The sequence below is a fragment of the Ruegeria sp. AN11 genome (assembly GCF_056536005.1).
This window is the reverse complement of sequence record NZ_JBQFJD010000001.1, coordinates 3794460-3817776: the sequence shown is the minus strand read 5'-3', so window position 1 is coordinate 3817776 and position 23317 is coordinate 3794460. Positions and strand designations below refer to the sequence as shown.

General features: G+C 56.3%; 25 protein-coding genes. 11 read left to right on the top strand and 14 right to left on the bottom strand.

From position 1 onward, the window contains the following. Positions 1–42: 42 nt before the first annotated feature. On the top strand, positions 43–1062 hold the full coding sequence (locus ACR3EQ_RS18840; protein WP_170614816.1) for an AbrB family transcriptional regulator: 1020 nt from the start codon (positions 43–45) through the stop codon (positions 1060–1062). On the opposite strand, the gene ACR3EQ_RS18835 is transcribed toward ACR3EQ_RS18840, so the two are convergent. The 5 genes from ACR3EQ_RS18835 to ACR3EQ_RS18815 all read right to left on the bottom strand — a co-directional run bounded on the left by ACR3EQ_RS18835 (position 1031) and on the right by ACR3EQ_RS18815 (position 6593). After that, on the bottom strand, positions 1031–2011 hold the full coding sequence (locus tag ACR3EQ_RS18835; RefSeq protein WP_170614817.1) for a D-2-hydroxyacid dehydrogenase family protein: 981 nt from the start codon (positions 2009–2011) through the stop codon (positions 1031–1033). The genes ACR3EQ_RS18840 and ACR3EQ_RS18835 overlap by 32 nt on opposite strands. Beyond that, on the bottom strand, positions 2008–2244 hold the full coding sequence (locus tag ACR3EQ_RS18830) for a hypothetical protein (protein ID WP_170614818.1): 237 nt from the start codon (positions 2242–2244) through the stop codon (positions 2008–2010). Before ACR3EQ_RS18830 ends, ACR3EQ_RS18835 begins: the two co-directional genes overlap by 4 nt. Positions 2245–2295: 51 nt before the next feature. Next, entirely contained in the window at positions 2296–3384 is a 1089-nt protein-coding gene (locus ACR3EQ_RS18825; RefSeq protein WP_170614819.1) for a 4-oxalomesaconate tautomerase, read from the bottom strand. Between the two features lie 8 nt (positions 3385–3392). After that, positions 3393–5423 (bottom strand): tripartite tricarboxylate transporter permease, encoded by a 2031-nt coding sequence (locus ACR3EQ_RS18820; protein ID WP_480491578.1) that lies wholly within the window; start codon positions 5421–5423, stop codon positions 3393–3395. A gap of 81 nt (positions 5424–5504) precedes the next feature. After that, complete coding sequence (locus tag ACR3EQ_RS18815; RefSeq protein WP_480491576.1) at positions 5505–6593, bottom strand: tricarboxylate transporter; 1089 nt, start codon at positions 6591–6593, stop codon at positions 5505–5507. Between the two features lie 139 nt (positions 6594–6732). Between ACR3EQ_RS18815 and ACR3EQ_RS18810 the strand changes: the two genes are divergently transcribed. Further along, the gene (locus ACR3EQ_RS18810; protein WP_170614822.1) at positions 6733–7401 is read left to right on the top strand and encodes a response regulator transcription factor; all 669 of its coding nucleotides are present in this window, start codon (positions 6733–6735) and stop codon (positions 7399–7401) included. Next, complete coding sequence (locus tag ACR3EQ_RS18805; RefSeq protein ID WP_480491574.1) at positions 7398–8765, top strand: sensor histidine kinase; 1368 nt, start codon at positions 7398–7400, stop codon at positions 8763–8765. Before ACR3EQ_RS18810 ends, ACR3EQ_RS18805 begins: the two co-directional genes overlap by 4 nt. A 184-nt stretch (positions 8766–8949) precedes the next feature. On the opposite strand, the gene ACR3EQ_RS18800 is transcribed toward ACR3EQ_RS18805, so the two are convergent. Then, positions 8950–9795, bottom strand: coding sequence for a LysR family transcriptional regulator (locus ACR3EQ_RS18800; protein WP_170614823.1), 846 nt, complete (start codon positions 9793–9795; stop codon positions 8950–8952). A gap of 86 nt (positions 9796–9881) precedes the next feature. Between ACR3EQ_RS18800 and ACR3EQ_RS18795 the strand changes: the two genes are divergently transcribed. The 3 genes from ACR3EQ_RS18795 (at position 9882) to ACR3EQ_RS18785 (ending at position 12311) form a co-directional block, all read left to right on the top strand. Beyond that, entirely contained in the window at positions 9882–10349 is a 468-nt protein-coding gene (locus ACR3EQ_RS18795; protein ID WP_170614824.1) for a cytochrome c, read from the top strand. Between the two features lie 13 nt (positions 10350–10362). Further along, the gene (locus ACR3EQ_RS18790; protein ID WP_480491572.1) at positions 10363–11271 is read left to right on the top strand and encodes a c-type cytochrome; all 909 of its coding nucleotides are present in this window, start codon (positions 10363–10365) and stop codon (positions 11269–11271) included. 206 nt (positions 11272–11477) lie between these two features. Then, entirely contained in the window at positions 11478–12311 is an 834-nt protein-coding gene (locus tag ACR3EQ_RS18785; protein WP_480491570.1) for a hypothetical protein, read from the top strand. A 75-nt stretch (positions 12312–12386) separates the two neighbouring features. On the opposite strand, the gene ACR3EQ_RS18780 is transcribed toward ACR3EQ_RS18785, so the two are convergent. From ACR3EQ_RS18780 to ACR3EQ_RS18770, 3 genes are all read right to left on the bottom strand, one after another. Further along, positions 12387–13034, bottom strand: a complete 648-nt coding sequence (locus tag ACR3EQ_RS18780; RefSeq protein ID WP_170614826.1) for a response regulator transcription factor — start codon at positions 13032–13034, stop codon at positions 12387–12389. Beyond that, the gene (locus ACR3EQ_RS18775; protein WP_170614827.1) at positions 13031–14173 is read right to left on the bottom strand and encodes a sensor histidine kinase; all 1143 of its coding nucleotides are present in this window, start codon (positions 14171–14173) and stop codon (positions 13031–13033) included. The genes ACR3EQ_RS18780 and ACR3EQ_RS18775 overlap by 4 nt, the downstream gene beginning before the upstream one ends. Before the next feature lie 363 nt (positions 14174–14536). Then, on the bottom strand, positions 14537–14935 hold the full coding sequence (locus ACR3EQ_RS18770; RefSeq protein WP_480491569.1) for a MerR family transcriptional regulator: 399 nt from the start codon (positions 14933–14935) through the stop codon (positions 14537–14539). 99 nt (positions 14936–15034) lie between these two features. On the opposite strand from ACR3EQ_RS18770, the gene ACR3EQ_RS18765 reads away from it, so the two are divergent. Continuing rightward, positions 15035–15358, top strand: a complete 324-nt coding sequence (locus ACR3EQ_RS18765) for a PQQ-binding-like beta-propeller repeat protein (protein ID WP_170614829.1) — start codon at positions 15035–15037, stop codon at positions 15356–15358. 4 nt (positions 15359–15362) lie between these two features. After that, positions 15363–15581 (top strand): GDCCVxC domain-containing (seleno)protein, encoded by a 219-nt coding sequence (locus tag ACR3EQ_RS18760; RefSeq protein WP_480442187.1) that lies wholly within the window; start codon positions 15363–15365, stop codon positions 15579–15581. A gap of 69 nt (positions 15582–15650) precedes the next feature. On the opposite strand, the gene ACR3EQ_RS18755 is transcribed toward ACR3EQ_RS18760, so the two are convergent. The 4 genes from ACR3EQ_RS18755 to ACR3EQ_RS18740 form a co-directional block, all read right to left on the bottom strand. Next, complete coding sequence (locus tag ACR3EQ_RS18755; protein ID WP_480491566.1) at positions 15651–16688, bottom strand: glutathione S-transferase C-terminal domain-containing protein; 1038 nt, start codon at positions 16686–16688, stop codon at positions 15651–15653. A 10-nt stretch (positions 16689–16698) separates the two neighbouring features. Beyond that, on the bottom strand, positions 16699–17265 hold the full coding sequence (locus ACR3EQ_RS18750; protein WP_480491564.1) for a hemerythrin domain-containing protein: 567 nt from the start codon (positions 17263–17265) through the stop codon (positions 16699–16701). 74 nt (positions 17266–17339) lie between these two features. Beyond that, positions 17340–18872 (bottom strand): glutamate synthase-related protein, encoded by a 1533-nt coding sequence (locus ACR3EQ_RS18745; RefSeq protein WP_170614832.1) that lies wholly within the window; start codon positions 18870–18872, stop codon positions 17340–17342. A gap of 3 nt (positions 18873–18875) precedes the next feature. Beyond that, positions 18876–19856, bottom strand: coding sequence for a glutathione S-transferase family protein (locus ACR3EQ_RS18740; protein WP_480491563.1), 981 nt, complete (start codon positions 19854–19856; stop codon positions 18876–18878). Positions 19857–20002: 146 nt separating this feature from the next. On the opposite strand from ACR3EQ_RS18740, the gene ACR3EQ_RS18735 reads away from it, so the two are divergent. After that, positions 20003–20914, top strand: coding sequence for a LysR family transcriptional regulator (locus ACR3EQ_RS18735; protein WP_480491805.1), 912 nt, complete (start codon positions 20003–20005; stop codon positions 20912–20914). 286 nt (positions 20915–21200) lie between these two features. Here the strand turns inward: ACR3EQ_RS18735 and ACR3EQ_RS18730 are convergent, their stop codons facing one another. After that, the gene (locus tag ACR3EQ_RS18730) at positions 21201–22094 is read right to left on the bottom strand and encodes a LysR family transcriptional regulator (RefSeq protein WP_170614835.1); all 894 of its coding nucleotides are present in this window, start codon (positions 22092–22094) and stop codon (positions 21201–21203) included. A 157-nt stretch (positions 22095–22251) separates the two neighbouring features. Between ACR3EQ_RS18730 and ACR3EQ_RS18725 the strand changes: the two genes are divergently transcribed. Continuing rightward, complete coding sequence (locus ACR3EQ_RS18725; RefSeq protein ID WP_321254612.1) at positions 22252–22662, top strand: GFA family protein; 411 nt, start codon at positions 22252–22254, stop codon at positions 22660–22662. Between the two features lie 33 nt (positions 22663–22695). Next, the gene (locus tag ACR3EQ_RS18720; RefSeq protein ID WP_170614837.1) at positions 22696–22902 is read left to right on the top strand and encodes a DUF1059 domain-containing protein; all 207 of its coding nucleotides are present in this window, start codon (positions 22696–22698) and stop codon (positions 22900–22902) included. Positions 22903–23317 lie beyond the last annotated feature (415 nt).

Below are 23317 nucleotides of genomic sequence, written 5' to 3'. Positions count from 1 at the left end.
TCCACCCCAGGAAACCAGACTTCGCTCTTCGTGAAGCGGTCGATGACCCTTGGCCTCGCGGTGTTCGGCACTGCGATCTTCTGGGCGCTGGACCTGCCGCTGCCGTTTTTGTTCGGTCCAATGACCGCTTGCCTGATTGCGGCACTGGCTCACGCACCAATGGAAGGCTTTGGTCAGGTTTCTGTCGCAGCCCGGACCATTCTGGGTGTCGCTGTTGGTGCCTCGATCACGGCTGCCCTGTTCGCCGATCTGCCCAAGATGGCAGCATCGATCATGTTAATCCCCTTCTTCATCATTCTGATCGCGCTGGTCGGCGTTCCGTTCTTTCGCAAGGTGTGGGGGTTCGATGAGAAAACCGCATTCTACGCCGCAATGCCGGGCGGATTGCAGGACATGATCATCTTCGGGACCGAAGCCGGCGCCGATCCACGCACCCTGTCGCTGATTCACGGCACGCGCGTTCTAATTATTGTCACTTTGGCACCGCTGTTTCTGACAGTGTTCTACGATGCTGAACTGACCAACCCCATCGGGCAGCCCGCAAGCAATCTGCCGGTGCACGAAATTCTGCTCATGGTTCTGGCCGCTTTGGTCGGCTGGAAAGGCGGAGAGAGAATTGGCCTGTTCGGCGCATCCATCCTCGGGCCGATGATCCTGACCGCTGCTCTGTCCGTGGGGGATTTCATCCACTCCCGTCCTCCGCGTGAAGCTATTCTGGCTGCGCAGTTCTTCATCGGGTGCGGGATCGGAGTGAAATTCGTTGGCGTCACATGGGGCGAATTGCGCCGTGTCGTTGCCGCCGGTGTTGCCTATGTCGTTGTTCTTGCCATCTTGGCTGCGGGTTTTACGGCTGTTGTCACCACACTCGGGCTGGGTCGCCCTGTCGAGGCGTTCCTTGCTTTTGCGCCCGGAGGTCAGGCCGAGATGACTGTGCTGGCCATTGTTTCAGGCGCGGATTTGGGATTCGTGATCACTCATCACCTGACGCGGATTGTGCTGGTGATCATTGGGGCGCCCATCGCGGCCAATCTTATTTTGCGCTGGTCCAGACCTCGGGATTGATCATATGGATCGGAGCGCCTTCGGCAAAGGCGTTCACCTGATCAAAGATATCCGCAAATTGCAGGTCAAACTCATCTTCGGTCACAAAACCGATATGCGGCGTTGCGATCAGGTTGGGATGCGACAGCAACGGGTCGTCAGGATCGGTCAGCGGTTCGGTGTCAAACACGTCAATTGCCGCATTTCCGGGGCGGCCGTTATTGAGCGCCTTCAACAGCGCGCCGGGTTCGATCAGACCGGCCCGCGACGTGTTCACAAACAGCGAACCGGGCTGCATCGCCCGCAAGTCGGCTGCCGTGATGATACCGCGGGTTTCCGGTTTCAGGCGCACATGGATCGAAACGACATCGCTGCCGGAAAAAAACTCCTGTCGGCTGGATGCGACCGCCGCACCATCGGCGGCTGCGCGGGCGCGGCCATCTTCAGACGACCACCAAACAACGCTCATGCCAAACGCCTCGGCATAGCCCGCAACGGCCCGGGCAATACGCCCATAGCCATAAAGGCCCAGTTGTCGCCCGCGCAGTGTCTTGCCGACCCCGGCTTGCCAGCGCCCCGCCTTGACCGATTCCATTTGCGCCGGCAGGTTCCGCATTCCGGCCATGGTCAGCGCCCAGGTCAGTTCAGCAGCAGCGTAAGACGGCGTGCCCGCGTGCATGTTCGAACAGAACAGCACTATGTTGTCAGTACATGCCTGAACGTCCACATGCGGATAGACGCTGCGCTGGCTGATCAGGCGCAAGTTGGGAAGTTTCTCAAGCAACTCACGGGTTACCCTGGTGCGCTCCCGGAACAGGACCAGCGCTTCGGCGTCCTGCAGGCGCGCGGCCAGGGTATCCGTATCTTCGACGTGATCTGTCCAGACCGTGACCTCATGGTCGGCCAGCTTTGAAAAGCAGGGCAAGCCGCGCAATGTGTCGAACCAATCATCGAGAACATGGACTTTCACCGGCTTTCAATACCCCGCTCGGCTTCGAGCTTTCTTGGAGTTGGGACAAAATGCGCTGCCTCAAGCGCTGCCAATGCGTTGCGAACGCGCTCGCTCTGATCAAGCAGGTGATTGAACTGTTCATCGCAGCCCGCAATCGGTGCCGGATACTCGGTCATGTCCCGTCGCAGCGCGGCTTGCGCCAGTTTGAGTTCCTGTCGAGCAATGTCGAGGCATTCGGAATAGTGGTCCATCGTGACACCTCCTAACTGTATACCAAAGTATACCAATTTAGATTTACCCGATCAACTCCCATCCCACACACTGCTAGGAACATAGACATGACCATCCGCCAGTTTGCGTGCGGTGCGCACCAATCCAGCTGAGTTCAGGGCAAATCCGCCCTCGTTGGAGAAATCCACAAGGACGTCGATCTTGCCCGAAGCGTGCTCCAATACCACCTCAGCCGGACTGGTTTCCATTTGTTCGACTAGCCCGGCTGCAACCGTTTCCGGCGTCAATGCACAGGAGGCCATGCATTGCGCGCCCGTAACGGCCATTGTTGGATGAGTCTTCCAGGGCATGAAGTACCTGACCGCGATCGTACCCCCATCTTTCGCAGGGGCCAAGATACCAAACTTGGGCGTCACGGATTTCGACACATCGCCCATTCCCATCCTCTGACCCGCTTCGATCCGAATGGCCTCCATCCGTTCAAAGAACGCGCGGTTTGCGTCCAGTTCTTCTGCGTTTTCATATCCGGTCAAACCAAAATCGGCAGCCCGGGCGATGGCCATCGGCATCGCGACATCCATGCAGGTCAGTTCGATCCCCTGGACCGTATCACGCAGGTTACCGGTGGGCAGGAACGCGCCGGTGGATGATCCGACGACCCCCATGAAACCAAGCTGTATCGGCGCTGCGGATCCCGGGACACCGGCTATTTCAACGGCGCCATCATAGGTCAGATGGCCCGCCGGCGTTTGCACCTTTGCCACCACCCGCGCCCCGGTATTGACGGCGCGGATGCGGATTTCGGTTTCACCACCTTTCGGCGTGATCAATCCCATCTCAATCGCCGCCGGGCCGACCCCGGACAGAATATTCCCGCAGGTAGGTTTGAAATCGATCAGCCTTTCTTCAACCGACACCTGGGCAAAGAAATAGTCGACATCCGCCCAGTCATCGTCGCTGGCCGACAGCATAGCGACCTTGGTCGTAACTGCCGCGCCGCCGCCTATGCCGTCGATATTCAGCGGGTGCCCGGCACCGAGGGCGGCAATCAGAACCTCGGCCAGCAAATCCAGATTCTCGGGCAGGTCAGAACGCCGGAAATACGGGCCGCGCGAGGTGCCGCCGCGCATGAAGACAAATGGGATCGCTGTCTGGGGCATCGCGCGGCTCATTTCAGCGGCCATGGCAGATCAAGCATGTCCTGCAGCAGACCAGGCGGAAAGTCGCGGTTCAGAGCGCCCGCCATAAAGCACATGAAGCCGACACCGCAGGCGGTCAGGATCAAAGTCATCGGCCAGCTTGACCCGGCGCGCACACGTAGGAACGCGATCAGAAAGCCGATCAGGGCAAGGATAAAGCCCACAACCCATGTTGCCGCGATCAGGCTGGCAAACCAGGCCAGTGTGGACCACAGACCGTGTGGGGCGCTGGCGTCCTCACCCGCTACTTCTTTGTCCGCGAAAATCGCATCCCCCTCGGGCCGACGCATCATCTGGAGCAAAAGGATCACGCAGCAGAACAGTGAAACGCTGCCGATCACCAGCGGGATGATCTTGTCGGTCATGTTGTAGTCGGGGATCATGTTGGCATTGACCAGTGCAAAGATCAGATAGGCCATGATCACCAGCAGGAAGACCAGCGGCGCGCGCTTGGTGCCCGCCTGAACATCGCCCTCGGCCATGATCATCTTGGCCTGTCGGATGCCCAGAATGACCGAAACGACTGTGACCACGATCAGGACGATCACGATGGGGCTGAAAACATACTCCATGCCCTCACCTAAGCTCTTGCGGAAGCGGAACGAGGCGATCTGGAAAGCCTGATTGGTGAATTTCTCAACCGGGTTCGAAAGCACGAAACCGATCAGGAAGGCCGGGCGCGACCAGTCGAAGCGGCGCAGGAAAATGCCGATCAGACCTATAACGAACAGGGCCAGCAGGTCTTCGAAATTCTGACCGGACTGAAAGGCCGCAAAGCTGATCAGCATGAACAGGAACGGTGCAAGATAGGTAAAGCGGATCGTGGTCAGCTTTGCGATCCCGCCCGAGGCCGCTATGCAGAGGATCGTCCCCACAACATTGGCCAACGCCAGCAGCCAGACGATCGAATAGGTGATGTCGAGATTGTCTTTGAGCATGCTCGGACCGACCTCGATATCGCCGGATCCCAGCAGAGCAACCGCGCCGATGAAGATCGCCATGGAGCCGGAACCCGGAATACCGAACAACAAGGTCGGAACCAGACCGCCGCCCTCTTTTGCATTGTTCGAGCTTTCCGGGCCTATGACCCCGCGCACTTCGCCCTTGCCGAAGTTGCTTTTGTCCGGCGTCGATTGCACCGAATGACCATAGGCGATCCAGTCAACGACCGACCCTCCCAAACCGGGGATGATGCCGACAACCACACCGATGATCGAACAGCGGATCGACAGCCAGATATTGGCGAACCAATCCTTGACACCGTCCAGCCATCCGGCACCCAGCGAAGCCCCTTCGGCAATCGATCGGTCCTGCCGCAAGAGCGAGACAATCTCGGGTACCGCAAAGATACCCAAGCCGACGATGACCAGTTTCAGACCGTCGGTCAGATACGGGATGTCATAAGTCGCCATGCGCAGAGACCCGCCCGCGTCGGCCTCACCAATAGTTCCGACCATCAGGCCAAGTCCGGCCGCAGCAACGCCCTTTAGCGGTATGCGACCGGCCAGAATGGCAACCATAGACAGGCCGAGGATGGTAATCATCAACATTTCGGGCAGGCCAAAAGCCAGAACGATCGGTCGTGCAACCAGAATGAACATGGTCAGGAAGGTCGCCCCGACCAGACCACCAAACAGGGACGAGGCAAAGGCGGCGGAAAGCGCCCGCGCCGCTTCGCCCTTCTTGGCCATCGGAAAACCATCGAGCACCGTCGCCTGAGATGCGGAACTGCCGGGTATTCCCATCAGAACCGACGCAAAAGTGTCAGATGTCGGGACAACGGCGACCATCCCTATCATCAGCGCCAAACCCAGGATCGGGTCCATTCCGAACATGAAAGGCAACAGCAGCGACAGCCCGGCGATTCCGCCAAGTCCCGGGAACACCCCAACGGCCAATCCCATGACGACACCAAGCACCAGGTAGCCCAGAACGATGGGTTGCAGGATCAGACCCCACGCGTCACCAAGCGCAGGAAGAGCGGTGGCGAAAACCTCCATAGCGGCCGCCTTTCATATGATTTTGATGGAACTCAGAAAGCGCGCGCCTCGTAGTGAGGGCGCGCGCTGAATTGGGCCGGCTTAGTTGAGCTCGACGCCGTAGGCTTCCTTGAGCCAGTTCAGGACATATTGCTTGGCGTTGTCGTCAACGCTTGTCGCGGTTTGCAGGGCCGCTTTTGAGCCGTCACCAACAAACACCGGGTATTTGCCAACGCGTTTCGAGGAGATTTCCGCGAAGTCGCCGCGCTCGGTCACAGCCTTAAAGGCCGCAGTATATGCGTCGACAACGTCCTGAGGTGTATCACCGGGCAAAAACGCAAGCTTCTGAACCGGAAAACCGGCTACAAAGAAGGCTTTCCAGGCATCCCATGCCTCGCCGCTGGTTTCGCATCCTTCGGTTGCTTCGCAGACCTCCTTGAAGGTCGGCATGTCCGGGAAAGTCGGGTCACGCACGATGTTGCCATCCGCATCCAGGGCACCCCATGTCATCATCGGCACGGCCTGACCGGATTCGACCAACGGGGCCGAGCCACCCAGATAGCCGGACGATGTCTGGTAGTCGATATTGGCCTCGCCACGTTCAAACATCAGGCGACCGTCACCGCGACCCTTGATGCCAAAGACAGGCTCAACATTCATGCCCAGCATCTGCCATGCCAGCAGCGGCACCAGGTCCAGCCGGGTGGCGCCCTGCGATCCGTAGATGAAGTTGATATCTTTCAGCGCATTGGCGGAACCGTCAAACTTGGCGCCATCTTCAGCGTTCAGATAGGCAACACCACCGGTTCCCGACGCCATGACCGGAATCCAATCATTGTATTCATAGCGCACGCGCGGATCGCTCAGCAGATAAGGAAACTGCGTCGATCCCGACGTACCGAACAACAGCGTGCCGTCATCATGCTTTTGCTCCTGAAACCAATTCGCGCCCTTGGTCGACCCTGCGCCCGGCATGAATTTCACAACCACAGTCGGCTTACCCGGCAGTGCCTCGGACAGAAGCGGAGCGAAAAAGTTGGCCCATTTAGCCGAACCGCCCGTTTCCGAAAACGGTATAACCCATTCAATGGTCTTGCCCGAGAAATCGACCTCGGCAGTGGCGGGTGCCGCGATACCGGCAGCGGCGATCAGCCCCACGACGGCGCGACGGGTAAAGCTGGAAATGGTCATTGGTTCCTCCCTGTTGACCAGACAACCACGCCAACGGCTCTCGCGCCACCGTGATTGCAAATAGAACTGCGGGGTTGATTCCCCCTCCCATCTGGCAATCATGAGGGGCCAACCTTGCGCGAAACTTGCAGGAGACCCGATGCGGATCGTCATTGTCGAGGACAACGAAACGCTGGCCAACGCCATTGCCTACCGGCTGCGCGATCGTGGTCACGCGGCAGATATTCTGACCGACGGCGACGCAGCCGACCTTTTCCTTGAGCAGGAGGGCGCAGATTTGGTGGTACTGGACATCAATCTGCCGGGGCAGTCCGGGCTGGAAATCCTGCGAACCCTTCGCAACCGAGGCGATGGCGTGCCGGTCATACTGCTGACGGCGCGTTCCGAAACCAGCGACCGCGTGTCTGGCCTGGACATGGGGGCTGACGATTATCTGGTGAAGCCGTTTGAAATGGACGAACTGGAGGCCCGAATCCGGGCATTGTCACGCCGCAAGCAGCTTGACTATGGCGCGAAAGAGACCATCGGAGGCCTGGAATTCGATCGTGCCGCAAGACAAGCCAGTGCGCGGGGAGAGGTATTGGACATTCCGCGCAGGGAATTGGCGGTTCTGGAATGCCTGCTGGAACGACGCGGCAGAATTGTCCCCAAAAGCCAGCTGAACGACTACGTTTACGGTGTCGGTGCAGATGTCGAGGATTCGGCGGTTGAACCCCACGTGTCGCGCCTGCGCAAGCGGCTTCAGCCATTGGGGATAAGGATCAAGACTGCCCGTGGCCTTGGGTATCTGCTTGAGGTGCAACAGTGATTGGGCACGGATCGCTCAGGCTGCGATTGTTTCTTCTGATCCTGACACCTCTGGTCTTGCTTGCCGTTCTGCTTGGGTTCTGGCGCTTTACGGTCGCCCAGAAAACGGCCCAGGAATTGTTTGATGACAGCCTGCTGTCTGCCGGTCTCGCAATCTCGCGCGATGTCGCCATTTCAGGGGGGGACGCTTTGCTCCCCTCAACGCGCAGCATGATCCGCGACTCGTCGGGCGGAGAGGTTTTCTATCACGTGACAGGGCCCGGCGGCATTTACGTTACGGGTTATGCCTATCCGCCGACCTCAACCGACGCAGGCGATCAGGATCCTTATGAACCATTTTTCTTCGAAGCTGTTTATCGCGATGAACCGGTCCGCGTCCTGCGGATGACGGAACGCGTCACTTTGGAGAACCTCGCTGGTGACGCAACTGTTACGGTCTGGCAGCTCATGGCCGACCGCAACGCCTTTGCCAATCAGCTGTCGATCCGGGCCGGGATCCTCATGGGTATCCTGCTCGCCACTCTTGCAATCGTCGTCTGGTTCGGTGTGGCGCGCGGTCTGCGGCCCTTGCTGGATTTGCAGGACGCAATCGACCTGCGATCGCCGGATGACCTAAGTGAAATCAAACGCCCCGTTCCGGTCGAAGTGCTGGGTGTCGTCAAAACCCTGAACCGGCTTTTTGGTCAGGTTGAACGCAGCATCAACGCCCATCAGACATTCATTTCCGAAGCCGCGCATCAGCTAAGGAACCCAGCAGCTGCGGTCCAGTCCATGGCCGAGGCCCTGCGGGATGCAAAAACGGAGGACGACAAGGAACAGCGCATTCAGGAACTCATGACCGCTGCCAAAAACTCGGCCACTGTGGCCGAACAGTTGCTGTCCCTCGAAAGGCTCCGATATCCGGCACATCTGGAACAGGTAGCAGAATTCGACTTTCGTTCGGTTGTCGAGGAGGCCTGCGCAGAAATGGGTGTCCACATCCTGGCGAATGGGATCGAATTCGAAGTTGCCATGCCGGATACAGCCGTAATGGTTTCGGGCGATCAGGTTTTTCTGAACGAGGCTGTCAAAAACCTTCTGGACAACGCGCTGAAGCACGGCGGCGGTCTTCTCAGCCGGATTTCGGTTACACTGCACCGCGATGACAAGGTCGTGAAGCTGACTGTGGCCGATGACGGAAAAGGCCTAGACCCCGACCACAGCGAGGCAGCTTTTGGGCGATTTTCACAACTGGAGCACTCCGAAGGCAGCGGGCTGGGCCTGTCCATCGTTGCCGCCGTCGCACAGCGTCACGGTGGGCAGGTTTCAATCAACAAAGCCGCGCGTGGCGCAAGCCTTACGCTCGAGCTTCCTTGTGTTCCGTAAACTCTGACCGGGTTTCAACGTTGCCCACCCTGCCCATCTAACTGGTCCATTGCATCACCGGACATGGTTCTATCGAGATGATAGTTTCACACACAGGCGCGCGTTAGCCCCGCGTAACCGAGGTGGTTCTTTGTATGGCCGTTCTGCCGAATAGATGGCCGCAGTACTTCTTTTCGGCATGATGTCAACGTGCCAGAGCTTTGGGTAACCGTCCAGCCAACGCCCGCTGAACAACGGCAAACCTCGGGGTGTGCGCGATTTCCTCAAGTGTCGCGACCCAGAGCGGAACCTCAAAATCCGGAACCGCGTCGTCCGACCTGCGAAGCCGGGCGTCCGCGTCGCCAATGAATGTGGGCAGAAAGGTCTTGCCCACGCCCGAAGCCGCCATCTGCTGGAGGACCAGAAAACTGTCTGCTCCGTTGGTCATATCGTCAGCATTCACGTGTTCCGCCATCCATTTAGCCGGGAGCGAGCGGCTTAATGCGCCATCAAGCCTCATCCATTTTAGATCTGGGCAACCATCATCGTAAACTCCGAACGACAATGTACCCGAGCGTTCCCCAACCAGACCTTCCCCAAGCTGAACCGACGGCCGTACTGCGATATCTGCGGTCAGCCGGGGCAGATCATGGTGGCTGTTTCCACTCAACAAAGTCAGTTCCAAGCCGGGATACAGCATTGAAATCTCGGTCAATATTTGTGGAAGCACAAGCTGGCAAAGACTGTCAGTGGAAGCAATGCGCACGCGACCGACAGGGGACCGGTTTGCGCCCACAATTGCCCGCTCCACCGAAAGGACCGCGTCTTCAACGCCTTCCATGGCAGAAAGAACTGCTCGGGCCTCGGGGAGCGCGCAATATCCCGACGGGCTTTTCTGAAAGATAGTGCAGCCATTTCGCTGTTCGAACGCGGCCACTCTGCGCAGGACCGTTGCATGTGTGACACCCAAGGCAGACGCCGCTGCATTCAACGATCCGTATTTGGAGACGGCAAGCGCGTATCGGATATCATCCCAATTGTCGTTGTTCATAAATTAACAGGGGACGACGAATAACAAACAATTACAAGAAAATTCGTTCAAGCTAACATTCGGTGTATTGAACAGGGAGAAATACCATGAAGAAGAAAATTACGATTTTCGCGGCAGGTCTTTTGTCGGTAGCCGCAATAGGAACAGCCATCGCCCAGGAAAGTCAGAACCCGGCTGTAAAAGCTCGGACCTCAATCATGAAGCTTTATGCCTTTAATCTGGAAACACTCGGCGGAATGATAAAGGGAGAGGTAGAATACGATGCCGAGGCGGCAACTCGGGCTGCCAACAATATTGTCGTTCTGACGCAGATCGATCAATCCGCAATGTGGCCGGCTGGTTCCGACAATGCGTCCGACCCCGCCACCCGTGCCCTGCCCGCCATCTGGGAAAACTTTCCTGACGTCGGAGCCAAAGGGCAAGCGATGGCTGAAGCCGCCGTTGCGATGCAGGCTGCGGCAGGACAAGATGTGGAAGCCGTGAAAGCGGCGATGGGACAATTGGGCGGAGCCTGTACGGCATGTCACAAGGCATACAGAGCGCCAGAAAACTGATGAGGCACTGAAGGTGCGGCGTTTCTTTCGATTGGCCGCTGGTGTCGTAGTTTTGGTCGGGTTGGCCGGTGTTCTGCTGACCCGACCGCAAAGAGTGAATCCGGCGCAACTGAATGATGTCACCGCCGATCTCGTCAGAGGTGAGGCTGTTTTCTATGCAGGCGGGTGTGCGTCCTGCCACTCACCACCATATGCCACCGGAGAGGAGAAGCTTAAACTCGCCGGAGGGCGTCGGTTTGAAACGGGTTTTGGCACATTCATAGCCCCCAACATATCCAGTGATCGGGAAGCCGGAATTGGTTCATGGTCTGCGCTGGATCTGGCCAACGCCCTGCTTCATGGCACGGGTCCCGAGGGGCAACATTATTACCCGGCTTTTCCTTATACGTCTTATGCCAACATGACCTTGGAGGATGTTGCGTCTCTCCATGCCTTCCTCGGCACCCTGCCAGCGGTGGCCACGGAAAGTGACGCGCATGAGGTCGGCTTTCCTTTCAACATTCGACGCGGGCTGGGGGGATGGAAGCTATTGTACCTGCAGCCAGGCTGGGTGGTTGAAGGCGATCTGACGGACCAACAAGCCCGAGGCCGATATCTGGTCGAGGCGTTGGGACACTGCGCTGAATGCCACACACCGCGAAATGCCTTCGGTGGTCTGCAACGTGATCTGTGGCTGGCAGGCGCGCCAAATCCAAGCGGGAAAGGTCGCTTCCCCGGCCTGACCGCCGACCAGCTTGATTGGTCTGAAGCTGACATAGCGGAATACCTGAGATCCGGTTTCACACCGGACTATGACAGCGCGGGTGGTGAAATGGCGGAAGTCATCGAGAACACATCACAGCTTACAGATGACGACCGCTTGGCGATTGCCGCCTATCTCAAAGCCGTTTCCCTGCCGTCCGCTGCGCCTGTGCCGGAGTAACTGCCGTTCGAGGAAATGGGTCTTTGGTATCGGGAAACCGCCCCTGTGATGCGCCCCGAAACTGACGGTGGTTCAAAAGGCCACAGGATCTTAGCTAAGACGTTCGGCTTGAAATTCGTCAGACCTAAGCCCGATGTGGGAAGGCCCGACCAAGGGTAGCCTGTCTTCAGTATCAAAAATCGCGTCAAACGGCAATGGAGGCGGAAATGAAAGCCCGGAAAAAGTTAGGTCAACTTCTAAGCACAGTGGCATTGGCTTCGTTGATTGCTGCGACGCCCTACGTGCCAAAGTTTGACGCAGACGGTCGCCTTCAGTTTGAACCGGTCTACGCGTTCGCCAAAAGCGGCAAGGGCAAAGACGGGGATGATCGCGACGATGACCGGGACGACAACTCGGGATCGGGAAATAGCGGCCGTGGTGGTGACCGCGACGATGGTCGTGACGACGACCGGGATGATGATCGCGACAATGACAGGGATGACGATCGAGACGACGACCGGGATGATGATCGTGACGACAATTCAGGATCGGGCAAAGGCGGTCGTGATGTTGACGACGACGATGATGACTCAAAGCGCTCCAACAGGGGCAGCGGTAAAAAGGATCGGTCTCAGACCGGTGGCAGACCAACTGGTTCGGCCGGGATAACGAAGGTTGAGACAAATGCGAGCGGCATCGAAGTTCGTTACGCCGACGGAACCAAGGAAGAGATCGAAAACGGCCGCTATGAAAGAAAGAATGCGCAGAACCGAACCGTCGAGGAACGTCCCGCGACTGGTGCTGACGTCTCACGGCTGCGGTCTTTGGCGAACGGCATCTCTATCAACAACGTACGCTCAAGTGGCCAAGGCGGCGCATCTGGCAGCCGCCCCACGAAAATTGAACGCCAAGGCGACAACATCGAAGTGAACTACGCCAATGGGTGGAAAGAAGAGATCGAGTTTGGGCGCTATGAACTGAAAGATCCGTTCAACCGGACTGTTGTTGAAAGAAACGCAACCGCCTCGGATCGACGCAGATTGCAGGCAATCGCAAATTAAACGGCGCTCCTGGCAGAAGTACCCCAGGCGGTCTCTCATAAGCAGAGACCGCCTTTATCATCGAAGACACCGCGACTAGTCTCCTTTGTTCCAAGCATCGTGCGCTATCAAAGCGGCCTCCACCCGATTTCTCGCATGAAGTTTGGACAGGATCGCCGTCATGTAGTGCTTCACGGTTTTCTCCTGAAGACCCAGCGCTACGGCGATTTCCCTGTTGCTCAACCCCTTGGCCACATGGCGCAGGATTTCCTCCTCGCGATGCGTGAGATCATTCAGGATGTCTCTGTTTTTGCGGGCACCGTTTTCGCTGTTGATCTTAAGCAGCACGCGTGAAGCAAGACCCGGCGAGACAAACCCTTCGCCCGCAGCAATGCTGCGCAGAGAAGCTGTCAGTTCGCTCGCTGTCACGCCCTTGACAATGTACCCTATGGCGCCGGCTTCCAGTGCATCCGCAACGTCACTGCTGTTTTCCGAGACCGTCAGGATCGCAATGAAGGGTGGGTTTGTCATTGCCGCAATCTTGCGTGTCGCGCTTATCCCGCCTCCCGGCATCGAGAGGTCAAGAATGGCGATGTCTGGCTGATGCGTTCCGACGAGCGCTATCGCCTCTTCCGCACTTGAACCGGCGGCGAGAACCTCGAACCCGTCGGCCTCATCCAAAGTACGCTGCAGGCCGTCCCTGAAAATCGGATGATCATCCGCTATAACGACAGATGTGGTCATAATGCACTCATCTTTCTGGGAAATAATGTCATTGCTATTATGGTGCCGTTGCCGGGGCGCGACGAAACACTGAACCTGCCACCAATGCTCTCGACCCGATCTCGCAAGCCCAATAATCCCTGCCCACCATCGTCGCGCAAAACGGTTTCGTCCGAAGTGTCAAACCCGGGTCCGTCGTCGCTGACCTGAATGACGATGCGGTCACTTTGCACTTCACTGGTGACCGTGCATCGGGAATCCGGGGCATATCTTGCTGCATTGGAGAGTGTTTCCTGCAAAAACCGAAAAACACACAACTTGTCGGACAGTGACAATTCCGGCGACTGGCGCCCTTGAAACGAAATCTCCGGCCGCAACGGGCTGTGTTCCGAGTGATCTTCTACAGCCCTCTTCACGACATCAATGAGCGTAAGGTTGTCGATGTCCGGAGCCGACAACCCCCGCGACAATGCACGAATTTCTGTAAGGGACTTCTGCAAAGACTGATGAATTTCTTCAGCCTCTTTGGGCCTTGCAGACCCTTCCGGAAACGCTGCCTCCAATCGAAGGGCGGCCAAGGACAGGTACTGAGCGGGACCATCATGCAGTTCGGCACCAAGCTTCTTGAGAAACCGATCCGTTTGCGTGGCGTATCTTTCCGACGCTTCGACGACACGCGACCGCAACTGGGCGTTCTGCTCGGCCATCTGTTCGCTTTCTGCAAGGCGCTTTTCCAGAAGACGCCCCTGTCGCTGAATTGTGTTGTCGCCAATTGCAACAATCGAAAACAACACGATCGTGCTGGCCACAAATGCCGAGCCGACAACCAACCAGCTTGTTCTTCTTGCCTTGGCAAGGTCCAGTTCCAGTTGATCAGCCCTTTCGTAGAACTCGGCAACCGCAATGATTTCACCGGACCAAAGCTCGCGAATGGGGCTGTACACTTCAAGCAAAGGTATCCCAAGGGCCGCTTCGGCGGCGCTTTCGGCATGATCAAGCTCTTCAAAAGAGCCGGAGATTTTTCCGCCCCAAGCTTGCTTCAGATCGTCGGTTGGACTGAATCGGCTGCCAATTATCGCAGTATCCGAGGCGTGGGCGATGACACCTCCTTGTTTCCAGAATTTGTAGGAGACAACGCGGTCGCGCATTGGCTGGGTCATGAATATCTCGTCCAGTGCCCGGCTTGCCTGCTCTGAAATTCGGTCGCCGTGCGCCAATTCCTGACTGAGGGGGGAAACGATGCTTTCCATATAAAGCGCGGCAGAGTTGGCGGAGTTCTGGACGACAGCATTCTGAATTCGATTTGACACCCAGACCCCGACTATCGCGGTAGCAGTGCCCATCACGGCAATACTGGCCGCAAGAAAAACTCGCGACAGCGACCAATTGCCAATTGTCAGGTCAGCTATTTTTCCTCTCATTGTGAAATCGACTATGAACTACAATCTCTTAACGCACCACAGACCTTGGTCTGACGTGAACTGTCGGCTACTCGAAACCCAGGTTCTGACCCAGAAGCCAAGTCAGGTGTCTTCCATCTTTCTCAGTCTTTGCAGCATCGGGCGGTGAACGTTGCCACTATCACAATTGGCTGTAAGCTCGCTCAAGGCGCGCTCCAGGCGATTGAGTTCATCAATCTTGCTACGAACACTGACAATGTGAGCCTCGGCTAATTCTTTGACTGATTGGCAGTCATCGGTACTTCCCTCTGACAGTTCCAAAAGCGCCTTGGCGTCTGAAAGCGGAAACCCCAGGTCACGGCACTTCTTCAGAAAGTGAAGTCTTCCGACATCGTTCGGTGAATAGAGGCGACGATTGTTCAGAGCTCGCGCGGGTCTTGGTACGATACCTTCGCGTTCGTAATAGCGGATGGTTTCTATTCCGACACCGCTTTGCCGGGAAGCCTCTCCTATCGCAATCATGTGAAGTGACCCCTCTTGATCCTGTAGTCGCTACAGGAGTTATACAATCTGACAGTTGGTGCCTCAACTTGATCAAATTTAATACCCACGGAGTGAAAGATGAAGAAATACGTGATCCTAAGCTACCTTGGATCGGTTTCCGCTCTGGGCGTCGCAACATGCTGTGTTCTTCCAATGGCCGTGATGTTGCTGGGCTTTGGAGGCAGCTGGTTGGCGGTATTCGGAAAAATTGCTGCGGGAAGTTATTACGTTCTCGCCATCTCCACAGCACTGGTCGCGATTGCGTGGTTTCTATCTCATCGAAACAGGGCTTTGTGCCAGTTGAAATGGTGGCTAGTAGGAAGCTCGTTGATCACCGCACTGGCATGGGTCATCGTGTTCAAAGAGGCTCAGATCAACGACTATCTAATCATGAAGATGTGAGACAATGACGAAACAAACCGTGGTGCTCGACAGTACTCTGACTTGCCCTGAATGTGGGCACGTCGAAACCGAGAAAATGCCAACAGACTCCTGCCAGTGGTTCTATGAATGCAAGTCATGCAAGGCCGTTTTGAAGCCGCTGGAGGGCGATTGCTGTGTATTCTGCTCTTACGCGACGGTCCCATGTCCGCCAATCCAGTTGGGGGATGACTGCTGCAGTTAGTATCGCATATGGGGCGGCAACTTTGGGTCCGTCGATGTTGAAACGTTACATGCGCGCCCAAAATGAAGATCACTTCGCTTGGCGATGGTCCGCCAGTTCCGGATGTTTGTAGGCCTCGGGGTATGTCATTGGTTTCGAGGGGCCAAGGGGTACAACACCATTCCAGCTTCGACCAAAATACCCTTGGCGGCAGTGTTCAATTGAACCGCTGTTTTCCACGCCCGGCACGGAATGCGCGCGGCAAAGCCAGCGCCATAGGTTCCGGTAGTCAAGGATCTGGGCACCGTTGAGCTTCATACGCAGGTAATAGACCGGGTCGTGTCGATACAGCGTCGGAAACAGGCGAAGGTCTGCTTCGGTGAAATGATTGCCGGTCAGAAACATGCGACCGTCGCTGGCAAGGCGGGCGTCAAGCCGTGACAGAGTGTCAAAATAGGCGGTGAAAGCCGCCGCATATACGCTTTGATCAGACGAAAATCCGGCTTTGTAGGCACCGTTGTTGATATTGACGTAAATCAGCTCGTTCAGCTCGTCGATTTCTGTCCGAATGGCCGGATCATCCGGGTAAAGAACTGGCCGTTCATCATTGCCACGCGAACTGCCCAGTTCGACCGCATTGCGATCCAGCATGCGAATGATCTCGGCGCTTTCGTTATTGACGATGCGCTTTGACTTTTTGTCGTACAGGATTGGAACCGATTTTTCTTCAGAACTTTCTGCCAGATATATGTCGCGCACCAGCCTGAAACCCTGGCCAGTGCCGGTTTCGGCGGTGCATTCCGGAAGTGTTGTTCCAGTCAGCGAAGCCACGAGGTCAGGTGCGAATTGCCAGTGGTTCGGGCCTTCAGGGTCTTCTTCGTCTGTTCGGTTGGGAAACACCACATCCATCGAAATACTGCCCTGCAGGCCCAACCCGTTGCGGGCCAGTGTAACCCGGTGGCACCACGGGCAGTTGAGCGCGACAAACAGGTGATACCTGCCCGGTTCTGCGGGAAAATCAGTATCGCCGATGGCATGCCGGAAACCGCTGACGCCGCGCACGAATTCCCCTCGGGCGCGGCGCAGTTCGGCATTTGACTGATCTTCCTGTTTAGAACGGTCCGTCATTGTTCAAGCTTCACCCTCTCAGACGGTGGTGCAGAATGATAGGCACCGCAAGCTCTTCTTCATCACTTATATGGCGTTTCAGAAAGGCCTCGATCACTTCCGACGTGTCGCGCAGCGCTCCGACCTCTGAACGTGCCTGGGCCTCATCCAGATGGATCAGCTTGATCGCCCGATTGGCTGTTCGGGTGTATTGATCAAGGACCAGATCAAGATCTGCATGATCCTTTTCCAGTACCTCCAGGCCCGCATCAAAGCGGGGGTCCGCCGCAGAGAGTTCGGGGAAATAACTGCGATCTTCCCAGCCGTGATGGCCGTGCAGATTGCCGACAAGCGCGTTACCATAATAGGACAAACGGGCGGCGTACGCGTCGGGTGACACCGTTCGGTTCAGAAAATGCTCGGCATCGGTCCGAACCAATTCGGCAAGACGGCGAAACATCTGATGGGCGCCCAGCCAGTGCCGCGTTTTCTCTTTGAAGCCGGGATGGGAGTCCCAGCTGTCGCGCGGATATTTGTCGAGCAAGACCTGCATCTCGCCCGGCATGTTTTCGGTGCGGATATTGTGGTTATCAAGCATGAGCTTACTCCTTTCCGCAAGGATGTGTGGCCCAAATGTTCCGACCGTTAGACCCACGGCTGCACAGCCGCTGTCTATGTCCGCACACCGGCAAAGCGAATTCCGCTCAAATCCGAGACACTGCGTTTCCATGTCGTGATATCGCGCAGACTGAAATCGCTCAGCGATGGGTGACCGCAGGCTCTTGCCAATACTTGCATCAGTTCGACACTCGCACCGAAGTAGCGCGCAAGCCTCTCCGCGCTGACTTGTACATCCAACCTTTTCCGCAGCTCGTGTTTCTGCGTCGCTACGCCAACCGGGCAATTGTTGGAATTACACATGCGAGCCGCAATACAGCCAACGGCCTGCATGGCCGAATTGCTGACCGCAATTGCATCAGCGCCCAAAGCCATTGCCTTGGTGAAATCCTCGGCCACGCGCAGCCCGCCGGTGACAACCAGTGTAACTTCGTGGCCTGTTTTTTGATCCAGATGCGCCCGGGCACGTGCAAGCGCCGGGATCGTGGGTACCGAAATATGATCACGGAAAATCAGCGGAGCGGCGCCAGTGCCACCGCCCCGACCATCCAGAATGATGTAATCGGCGCTGGCCGCCAGCGCAAAGTCGATGTCGTCCTCGATGTGATTTGCGGACAATTTGAAGCCAATCGGAATACCGCCAGAGCGTTCCCGCACCTCATCCGCCAGTTTGCGGAAGTCTTCCGGGCTTTCCAGATCTGGGAAGGTCGCAGGCGAAATCGCGTTTTGGCCCGGCTCCAGCCCGCGCACCTCGGCAATTTTTCCCTGCACCTTTTCACCAGGCAGGTGGCCACCGGTCCCGGTTTTCGCGCCCTGTCCCCCTTTGAAATGGAAGGCTTGTACGCGTTCCACCAACTCCGGCCGCCATCCAAACCGGGCCGAGGCGAGTTCGTAGAAGTAGCGAGAGTTTTCCGCCTGCTCTTCCGGCAACATGCCACCCTCTCCGGAACAGATGCCGGTCCCGGCCAGTTCGGCGCCACGTGCCAATGCGGTCTTTGCCTCCTCAGACAGGGCCCCAAAGCTCATGTCGGAGACAAATAGCGGGATATCCAGTTTCAGCGGCTTGGTGGCCCGTGGGCCGATTGTGACCGAGGTCGATACCAAGGCGCCATCCAGCAGTGGCTTTCGCGCCATCTGCGCGGGCAGAATCTGGATGTCGTCCCAATGCGGCAAATCTTTGCGCGGCACGCCCATGGCGCCCATTTCCCCGTGGTGACCCAACTTGGAAAGGCCGTCCCTTGCCAGTTCATGAATGCGGGCAACCGTTGGCTCTTCGGGGGTCGGCGTCGCCTTGGGCACATCGCTCACCGGTTCGGGTGCCGGGTCGCCCTCGGACAGGTCACCCAGTCTGGTGTGGCTGCCGTCGCAGAACGGAGCATTGGCGCTGGCTTTACAGCGGCACAAAACAGCCGGGCCGTCCTTTTCTGCCATGAACTTCAGCGGGGCAATCCCGGTTCCGGTGTGGCTGCCGTCGCAGAAGGGCTGTTTTTGTGAGCGCCCGCACCGGCACCAGAAATAGGTTTTACCTTTCTCAAGCTCGACACGTTCCGGGGTCTTAGCGGCGATGATGGGTGGTGTGGTTGTCATGTCTTAATCCAATCTGTCGCGATCATGGGGTAAGGAGTAGTCGATACAGGGACCTATCGGGATGACCCGCGACGGGTTCACCGTTTCATGACTGGCATAATAGTGGTCCTTGATATGCGCCATGTTGACGGTCGCTGCGACGCCGGGCTGTTGGTACAGATCCCGTACATATTCCGACAGATTAGGATAATCCGCGATCCGGCGGATATTGCATTTGAAATGACCCACATAAACCGGGTCAAAACGCACAAGCGTCGTGAACAGGCGCCAGTCTGGCTCGGTAGTCTTGTTTCCGGTCAGGTAACGCTGTTTGCCCAAACGCTCGTCCAGCCAGTCCAGGGTTTCGAACAATGGGACGACCGCCTCTTCATAGGCATCTTGCGTGGTGGCAAATCCCGCCTTGTAGACCCCGTTGTTCACGGTGTCGTAAATCCGGTCATTCAGGGCATCAATCTCGGGGCGCAGCTCCTTTGGATAGTAGTCCCCCGGCTTTGCTCCGATCCCGTCGAACGCCGTGTTGAACATCCGGATTATTTCGGGGGACTCGTTCGAAACAATGGTCTTGGTCTTTTTGTCCCAGAGAACCGGTACTGTCACCCGCCCGGAATAGTCCGGTTTTGCAGCGGTATAGACCTGGTGCAGAAAATCTGCGCCGTTGATTGTATCCGGCACGGCACCTGGACCTGGTCGAAATGTCCAACCGTTCTCTGCCATGTACCAATGCACGACCGAGATCGAGATCATTTTCTCCAGTCCCTTGAGTGTGCGAAAGATCAGCGTTCTGTGCGCCCAAGGACACGCCAGAGAAACATAGAGATGGTAACGCCCGGCTTCGGCCTTGAACCCGCCTTCGCCGCTTGGTCCGGGCGCGCCGTCTGCTGTGACCCAATTCCTGAACTGTGGTGCCCGCCGCACGAACCGACCTGCGGTATCCGAGGTGTTGTACCATTGATTTACCCAGCGTCCTTCCTGCAGAAGTCCCATGAGCTGTCCTTTCCAAGCCGCAAACCGTGCCACGTGTTAAGACGTGCCGCATCGTTTCGCTTCAGACTAACTGGTTCATTTTCTTCAACCCAGAGACTAATATTAGCCCACTTTGTTCTAATTTGGAGAACGATGCCGTGGGCCAGATGGAAGACATGCGACTGTTCGTTGCAGTCATAGAAGCGGGCAGCATAACGCGGGCTGCCCAGAGCCTTGGAATTGCAAAATCCGCTGTCAGCCGAAGGGTTTCTCTGCTGGAGGGTCGCTATGAAACTGTTCTGATCGACCGGCAGCGTGGAAACTGGGAAATAACCGAGACCGGCCGCGAACTGTTTCAGAGAGCAACCCGACTGCTACAGGATATGGATGAAATCACGGATGATTTCACAAGCACTTCCGCCGTGGTCGAAGGACCGTTAAGTGTGAGTGTTCCGCTGGAGTTTGGTGTTTCATTCCTTCAGCCCGCACTTTTTGACTTTAAGCGGAAATACCCGCAAATCCGGCTCACCGTAAACTTCGACGAACGCCAGGTGGATCTGTCCCGAGAGAATTTCGATCTGGCTATCCGGATAACGAACGAACCTGAGGCCAAGCTACTCGCAACGCGTGTCGGCTCTGTTTGGCATGGACTGTTTTGCAGCCGAGGGTATCTGGAGACTCATCCTGCCCCAAAAGAACTGCGAAATCTCCATGACCATCAGTTGTTGTACTTTGGATCAGCCCACCGCGCAACATGGGAGTTTCTTTCAACACCCGGAAAGACGGAAATCTTTGAGTTCCAACCATACCTCAACTCCAACAGCGGGACGTTCTTGCTGAACGCCGTGAAGCAAGGATTAGGAATAGCCCGCCTTCCCAATTTCATCCTTGGAGATCTGCAACACTCAGACGACATTGTTCAGGTGCTACCTGAAGTGAAAATCGAAAACTGGGGCATTTTTCTGGTGCATGCTGAAAACAGACGTATGAACCGCCGCATGAGGTTATTTACCGAAGCCATCAAAACCTTCTGCGCCCGGTCACAAAAAAGCATCCAGGTGTCTGACACCGCATTTTAGGGTGGCCGCAATCTATTCGGCTTGCCTTTGCGAATTCCCGCTTCAACAGTGTGATCGTGGCTTGGAATGAGAATCCCAATTGCGCTGGACACGACAAATTCTTTCATGCCGCGCACATGAAGCTGCGACAGCCCACTCCCGGATGCTGTCTCAATCACAATGCAGGAATACGGACCTGTTCCCAATATTCTTGGTCTTAGTCGGATATACGCGGCGGGCGCGGAATTCTCCAAAAGGGCTCAAACGACCAGCTTCAGCGAGCATTTGGTTTTTTTGGCACTTCCCGCTAAACACCCGCCTCTGTTGACACAACTTCTGACTTCGATCGGAGCCACTTGAGAAACAGCATTACCTCCGGTCGATGATGATCCGGCAGAGTGTGGATGTAGTAGACGCCAAATAATGGCTCAGAAAACAACTCCACCATTCTGCCTGCCTGAAGATCATCCTGAAAAAAAGCACGCGCTGTGTAGGCAATGCCGTCGCCCCTACGAACGGCAGCCATGATCAGGTTACCCGGCATGTGATTGACTGAGAGAGGCTGCTCTGGAACGACACCGTGGAAGGTAAACCAGTCGCTCGCTTCGTTTGTTCCTAATTCTTGCAACCACAGAAACTGCGTTAATGATTCCGGACTGTTCAGGTCCTTACCTTCAACCAATTCCGGCGTAGCGACGACAATCATGTCAGAAATCAGAACCGGGTCTTCATCCGGCCTTGGCCTACGTTTGTCATGATATCGAATTGCTATGTCGATCCCACCCGGACGAGGTTCAACCAACTGTGACGTTGGATTAAGCATAAGTGTAATTTCCGGGTGTGCGCGTTGAAATTCAGCCATACGCGGAAGTAACCACTCCACGGCGAAGGCTGGTGACATCGTGACCTGTACTGGCCGGTTTGTTGCTGCCTCTGTTACGCGCTCCACGCCTCGGCCAACAATTTCAAAGCCTATACTGAGCTCACGAGCCAAACGTTCCCCCTGAGAGGTCAACGAAATACCTCGGCCACGTTTTTCAACCAAAGGTATGCCCAGGTGCTTTTCCAGGGACTTTACCTGCTGACTGACTGCAGCTTGCGTTACGTTCAAGCATTCTGCGGCCAAGGTGTAGCTGCCCACTTCTGCCACGGCAGAAAAGGCGCGGAGGGCGTTCAAAGACGGCAGGTTCAACCAATTCATATGATAGTTTTTCTAATATATGGGTAGAACAATTGACTCGCATAACGGCGACGAATTGGCAATGCTTGGGTGAAGACAGTCGAACTCTATCACGCCGACTTAGCGAAAAAACTATCGTCCGTGTCGCGCCAACTCTCGAACAAAAGGAGCTATCCAAATGCAAGGTTTTGAAGGTGGTTGCTACTGCGGTGCAGTTCGTTACCGGATTAACACGGCCCCAGTCTGGTCTGGCCATTGCCATTGCAGATCATGTCAAATGGCACTTGGCGGGGCTTTTGTCACTTGGGCAAAAGTGGCGTCCGAGGATTTTGCTGTAACAAAGGGCGAAATCCGAACAGTTCAAAAAACACCAGGTGTCACGCGCGGCTTTTGCCCGCAGTGCGGCACCACTCTGACCTATGCAGCCGAGGGGGAGATCGAAGGTCAGGACTGGAGTAAGGACGCTTGGTTTGCCGCTTCCACCTTGGACGATCCATCCGCTGCAGAGCCCAAGGCCCATATTTTCGTTTCTCACAAACAACCGTGGATCAAGCTCAATGACGGCCTTCCTACGTTTGAGGAGTTTTAGACGAACCGCGGAGTTACACTGGAGGAAAACACAATGAGTACTGCGTTTTCGTACGCCTGCAAAGACTGCGACGGCATGGAAACCTGCCCCGGCAAGGTCGTGGCTTCTACAGAAGATGAAGTATGGAAATTGATGGAACTTCACGCGGTGATCGCGCACGGAGAAGATCCGAGCACTTGGGATGCTGAGACACGCGATTATCTAGGCAAGCTGATAAAAACTCACGACTTCGGCAAATAGTTCGCATTCAGCGAAGTGTTGGGATCGGTACGGGTCCACCCCAGCCAGAATACTTGCCAAAGAACCTTCGTTCCAATTCGGAGTTCACTGGAATGTTAATGGTAGCGGTTCACTTGCTGCTGCATCTGGGTACAAAGACGCAGGATACGAACCAATGGGCGAACGAAACCTGCTGTGTGTGCGGTCTGTGCAAACGTGGCGTTTGAGGTCTGACGAAGCATATCGATCTCCTGTGTCTGACCTTACGTTAACCGCCATCACAGGAGAGGTCTGTGAACTAGGACACAGACGTTTGCCAATCGCTTTGGAGGCCACCGACGCAGCGTGATTGGTATGCAAGGCGAGGCTCAACGAAGTCGAACAGCCAGATCCCTTGCGGAGGCTTTTTCAAAGCTTGCCTATAAGCTGGAAGCAA

What these genes read in the sequence shown, in the direction of transcription:
- ACR3EQ_RS18840 (WP_170614816.1), top strand. Translation starts at nt 43, where the DNA reads ATGACCCTTGGCCTCGCGGTGTTCGGCACTGCGATCTTCTGGGCGCTG.
- ACR3EQ_RS18830 (WP_170614818.1), bottom strand. Translation starts at nt 2,244, where the DNA reads ATGGACCACTATTCCGAATGCCTCGACATTGCTCGACAGGAACTCAAA.
- ACR3EQ_RS18825 (WP_170614819.1), bottom strand. Translation starts at nt 3,384, where the DNA reads ATGCCCCAGACAGCGATCCCATTTGTCTTCATGCGCGGCGGCACCTCG.
- ACR3EQ_RS18820 (WP_480491578.1), bottom strand. Translation starts at nt 5,423, where the DNA reads ATGGAGGTTTTCGCCACCGCTCTTCCTGCGCTTGGTGACGCGTGGGGT.
- ACR3EQ_RS18815 (WP_480491576.1), bottom strand. Translation starts at nt 6,593, where the DNA reads ATGACCATTTCCAGCTTTACCCGTCGCGCCGTCGTGGGGCTGATCGCC.
- ACR3EQ_RS18810 (WP_170614822.1), top strand. Translation starts at nt 6,733, where the DNA reads ATGCGGATCGTCATTGTCGAGGACAACGAAACGCTGGCCAACGCCATT.
- ACR3EQ_RS18800 (WP_170614823.1), bottom strand. Translation starts at nt 9,795, where the DNA reads ATGAACAACGACAATTGGGATGATATCCGATACGCGCTTGCCGTCTCC.
- ACR3EQ_RS18795 (WP_170614824.1), top strand. Translation starts at nt 9,882, where the DNA reads ATGAAGAAGAAAATTACGATTTTCGCGGCAGGTCTTTTGTCGGTAGCC.
- ACR3EQ_RS18785 (WP_480491570.1), top strand. Translation starts at nt 11,478, where the DNA reads ATGAAAGCCCGGAAAAAGTTAGGTCAACTTCTAAGCACAGTGGCATTG.
- ACR3EQ_RS18780 (WP_170614826.1), bottom strand. Translation starts at nt 13,034, where the DNA reads ATGACCACATCTGTCGTTATAGCGGATGATCATCCGATTTTCAGGGAC.
- ACR3EQ_RS18775 (WP_170614827.1), bottom strand. Translation starts at nt 14,173, where the DNA reads ATGACCCAGCCAATGCGCGACCGCGTTGTCTCCTACAAATTCTGGAAA.
- ACR3EQ_RS18770 (WP_480491569.1), bottom strand. Translation starts at nt 14,935, where the DNA reads ATGATTGCGATAGGAGAGGCTTCCCGGCAAAGCGGTGTCGGAATAGAA.
- ACR3EQ_RS18765 (WP_170614829.1), top strand. Translation starts at nt 15,035, where the DNA reads ATGAAGAAATACGTGATCCTAAGCTACCTTGGATCGGTTTCCGCTCTG.
- ACR3EQ_RS18760 (WP_480442187.1), top strand. Translation starts at nt 15,363, where the DNA reads ATGACGAAACAAACCGTGGTGCTCGACAGTACTCTGACTTGCCCTGAA.
- ACR3EQ_RS18755 (WP_480491566.1), bottom strand. Translation starts at nt 16,688, where the DNA reads ATGACGGACCGTTCTAAACAGGAAGATCAGTCAAATGCCGAACTGCGC.
- ACR3EQ_RS18750 (WP_480491564.1), bottom strand. Translation starts at nt 17,265, where the DNA reads ATGCTTGATAACCACAATATCCGCACCGAAAACATGCCGGGCGAGATG.
- ACR3EQ_RS18745 (WP_170614832.1), bottom strand. Translation starts at nt 18,872, where the DNA reads ATGACAACCACACCACCCATCATCGCCGCTAAGACCCCGGAACGTGTC.
- ACR3EQ_RS18740 (WP_480491563.1), bottom strand. Translation starts at nt 19,856, where the DNA reads ATGGGACTTCTGCAGGAAGGACGCTGGGTAAATCAATGGTACAACACC.
- ACR3EQ_RS18735 (WP_480491805.1), top strand. Translation starts at nt 20,003, where the DNA reads ATGGAAGACATGCGACTGTTCGTTGCAGTCATAGAAGCGGGCAGCATA.
- ACR3EQ_RS18730 (WP_170614835.1), bottom strand. Translation starts at nt 22,094, where the DNA reads ATGAATTGGTTGAACCTGCCGTCTTTGAACGCCCTCCGCGCCTTTTCT.
- ACR3EQ_RS18725 (WP_321254612.1), top strand. Translation starts at nt 22,252, where the DNA reads ATGCAAGGTTTTGAAGGTGGTTGCTACTGCGGTGCAGTTCGTTACCGG.
- ACR3EQ_RS18720 (WP_170614837.1), top strand. Translation starts at nt 22,696, where the DNA reads ATGAGTACTGCGTTTTCGTACGCCTGCAAAGACTGCGACGGCATGGAA.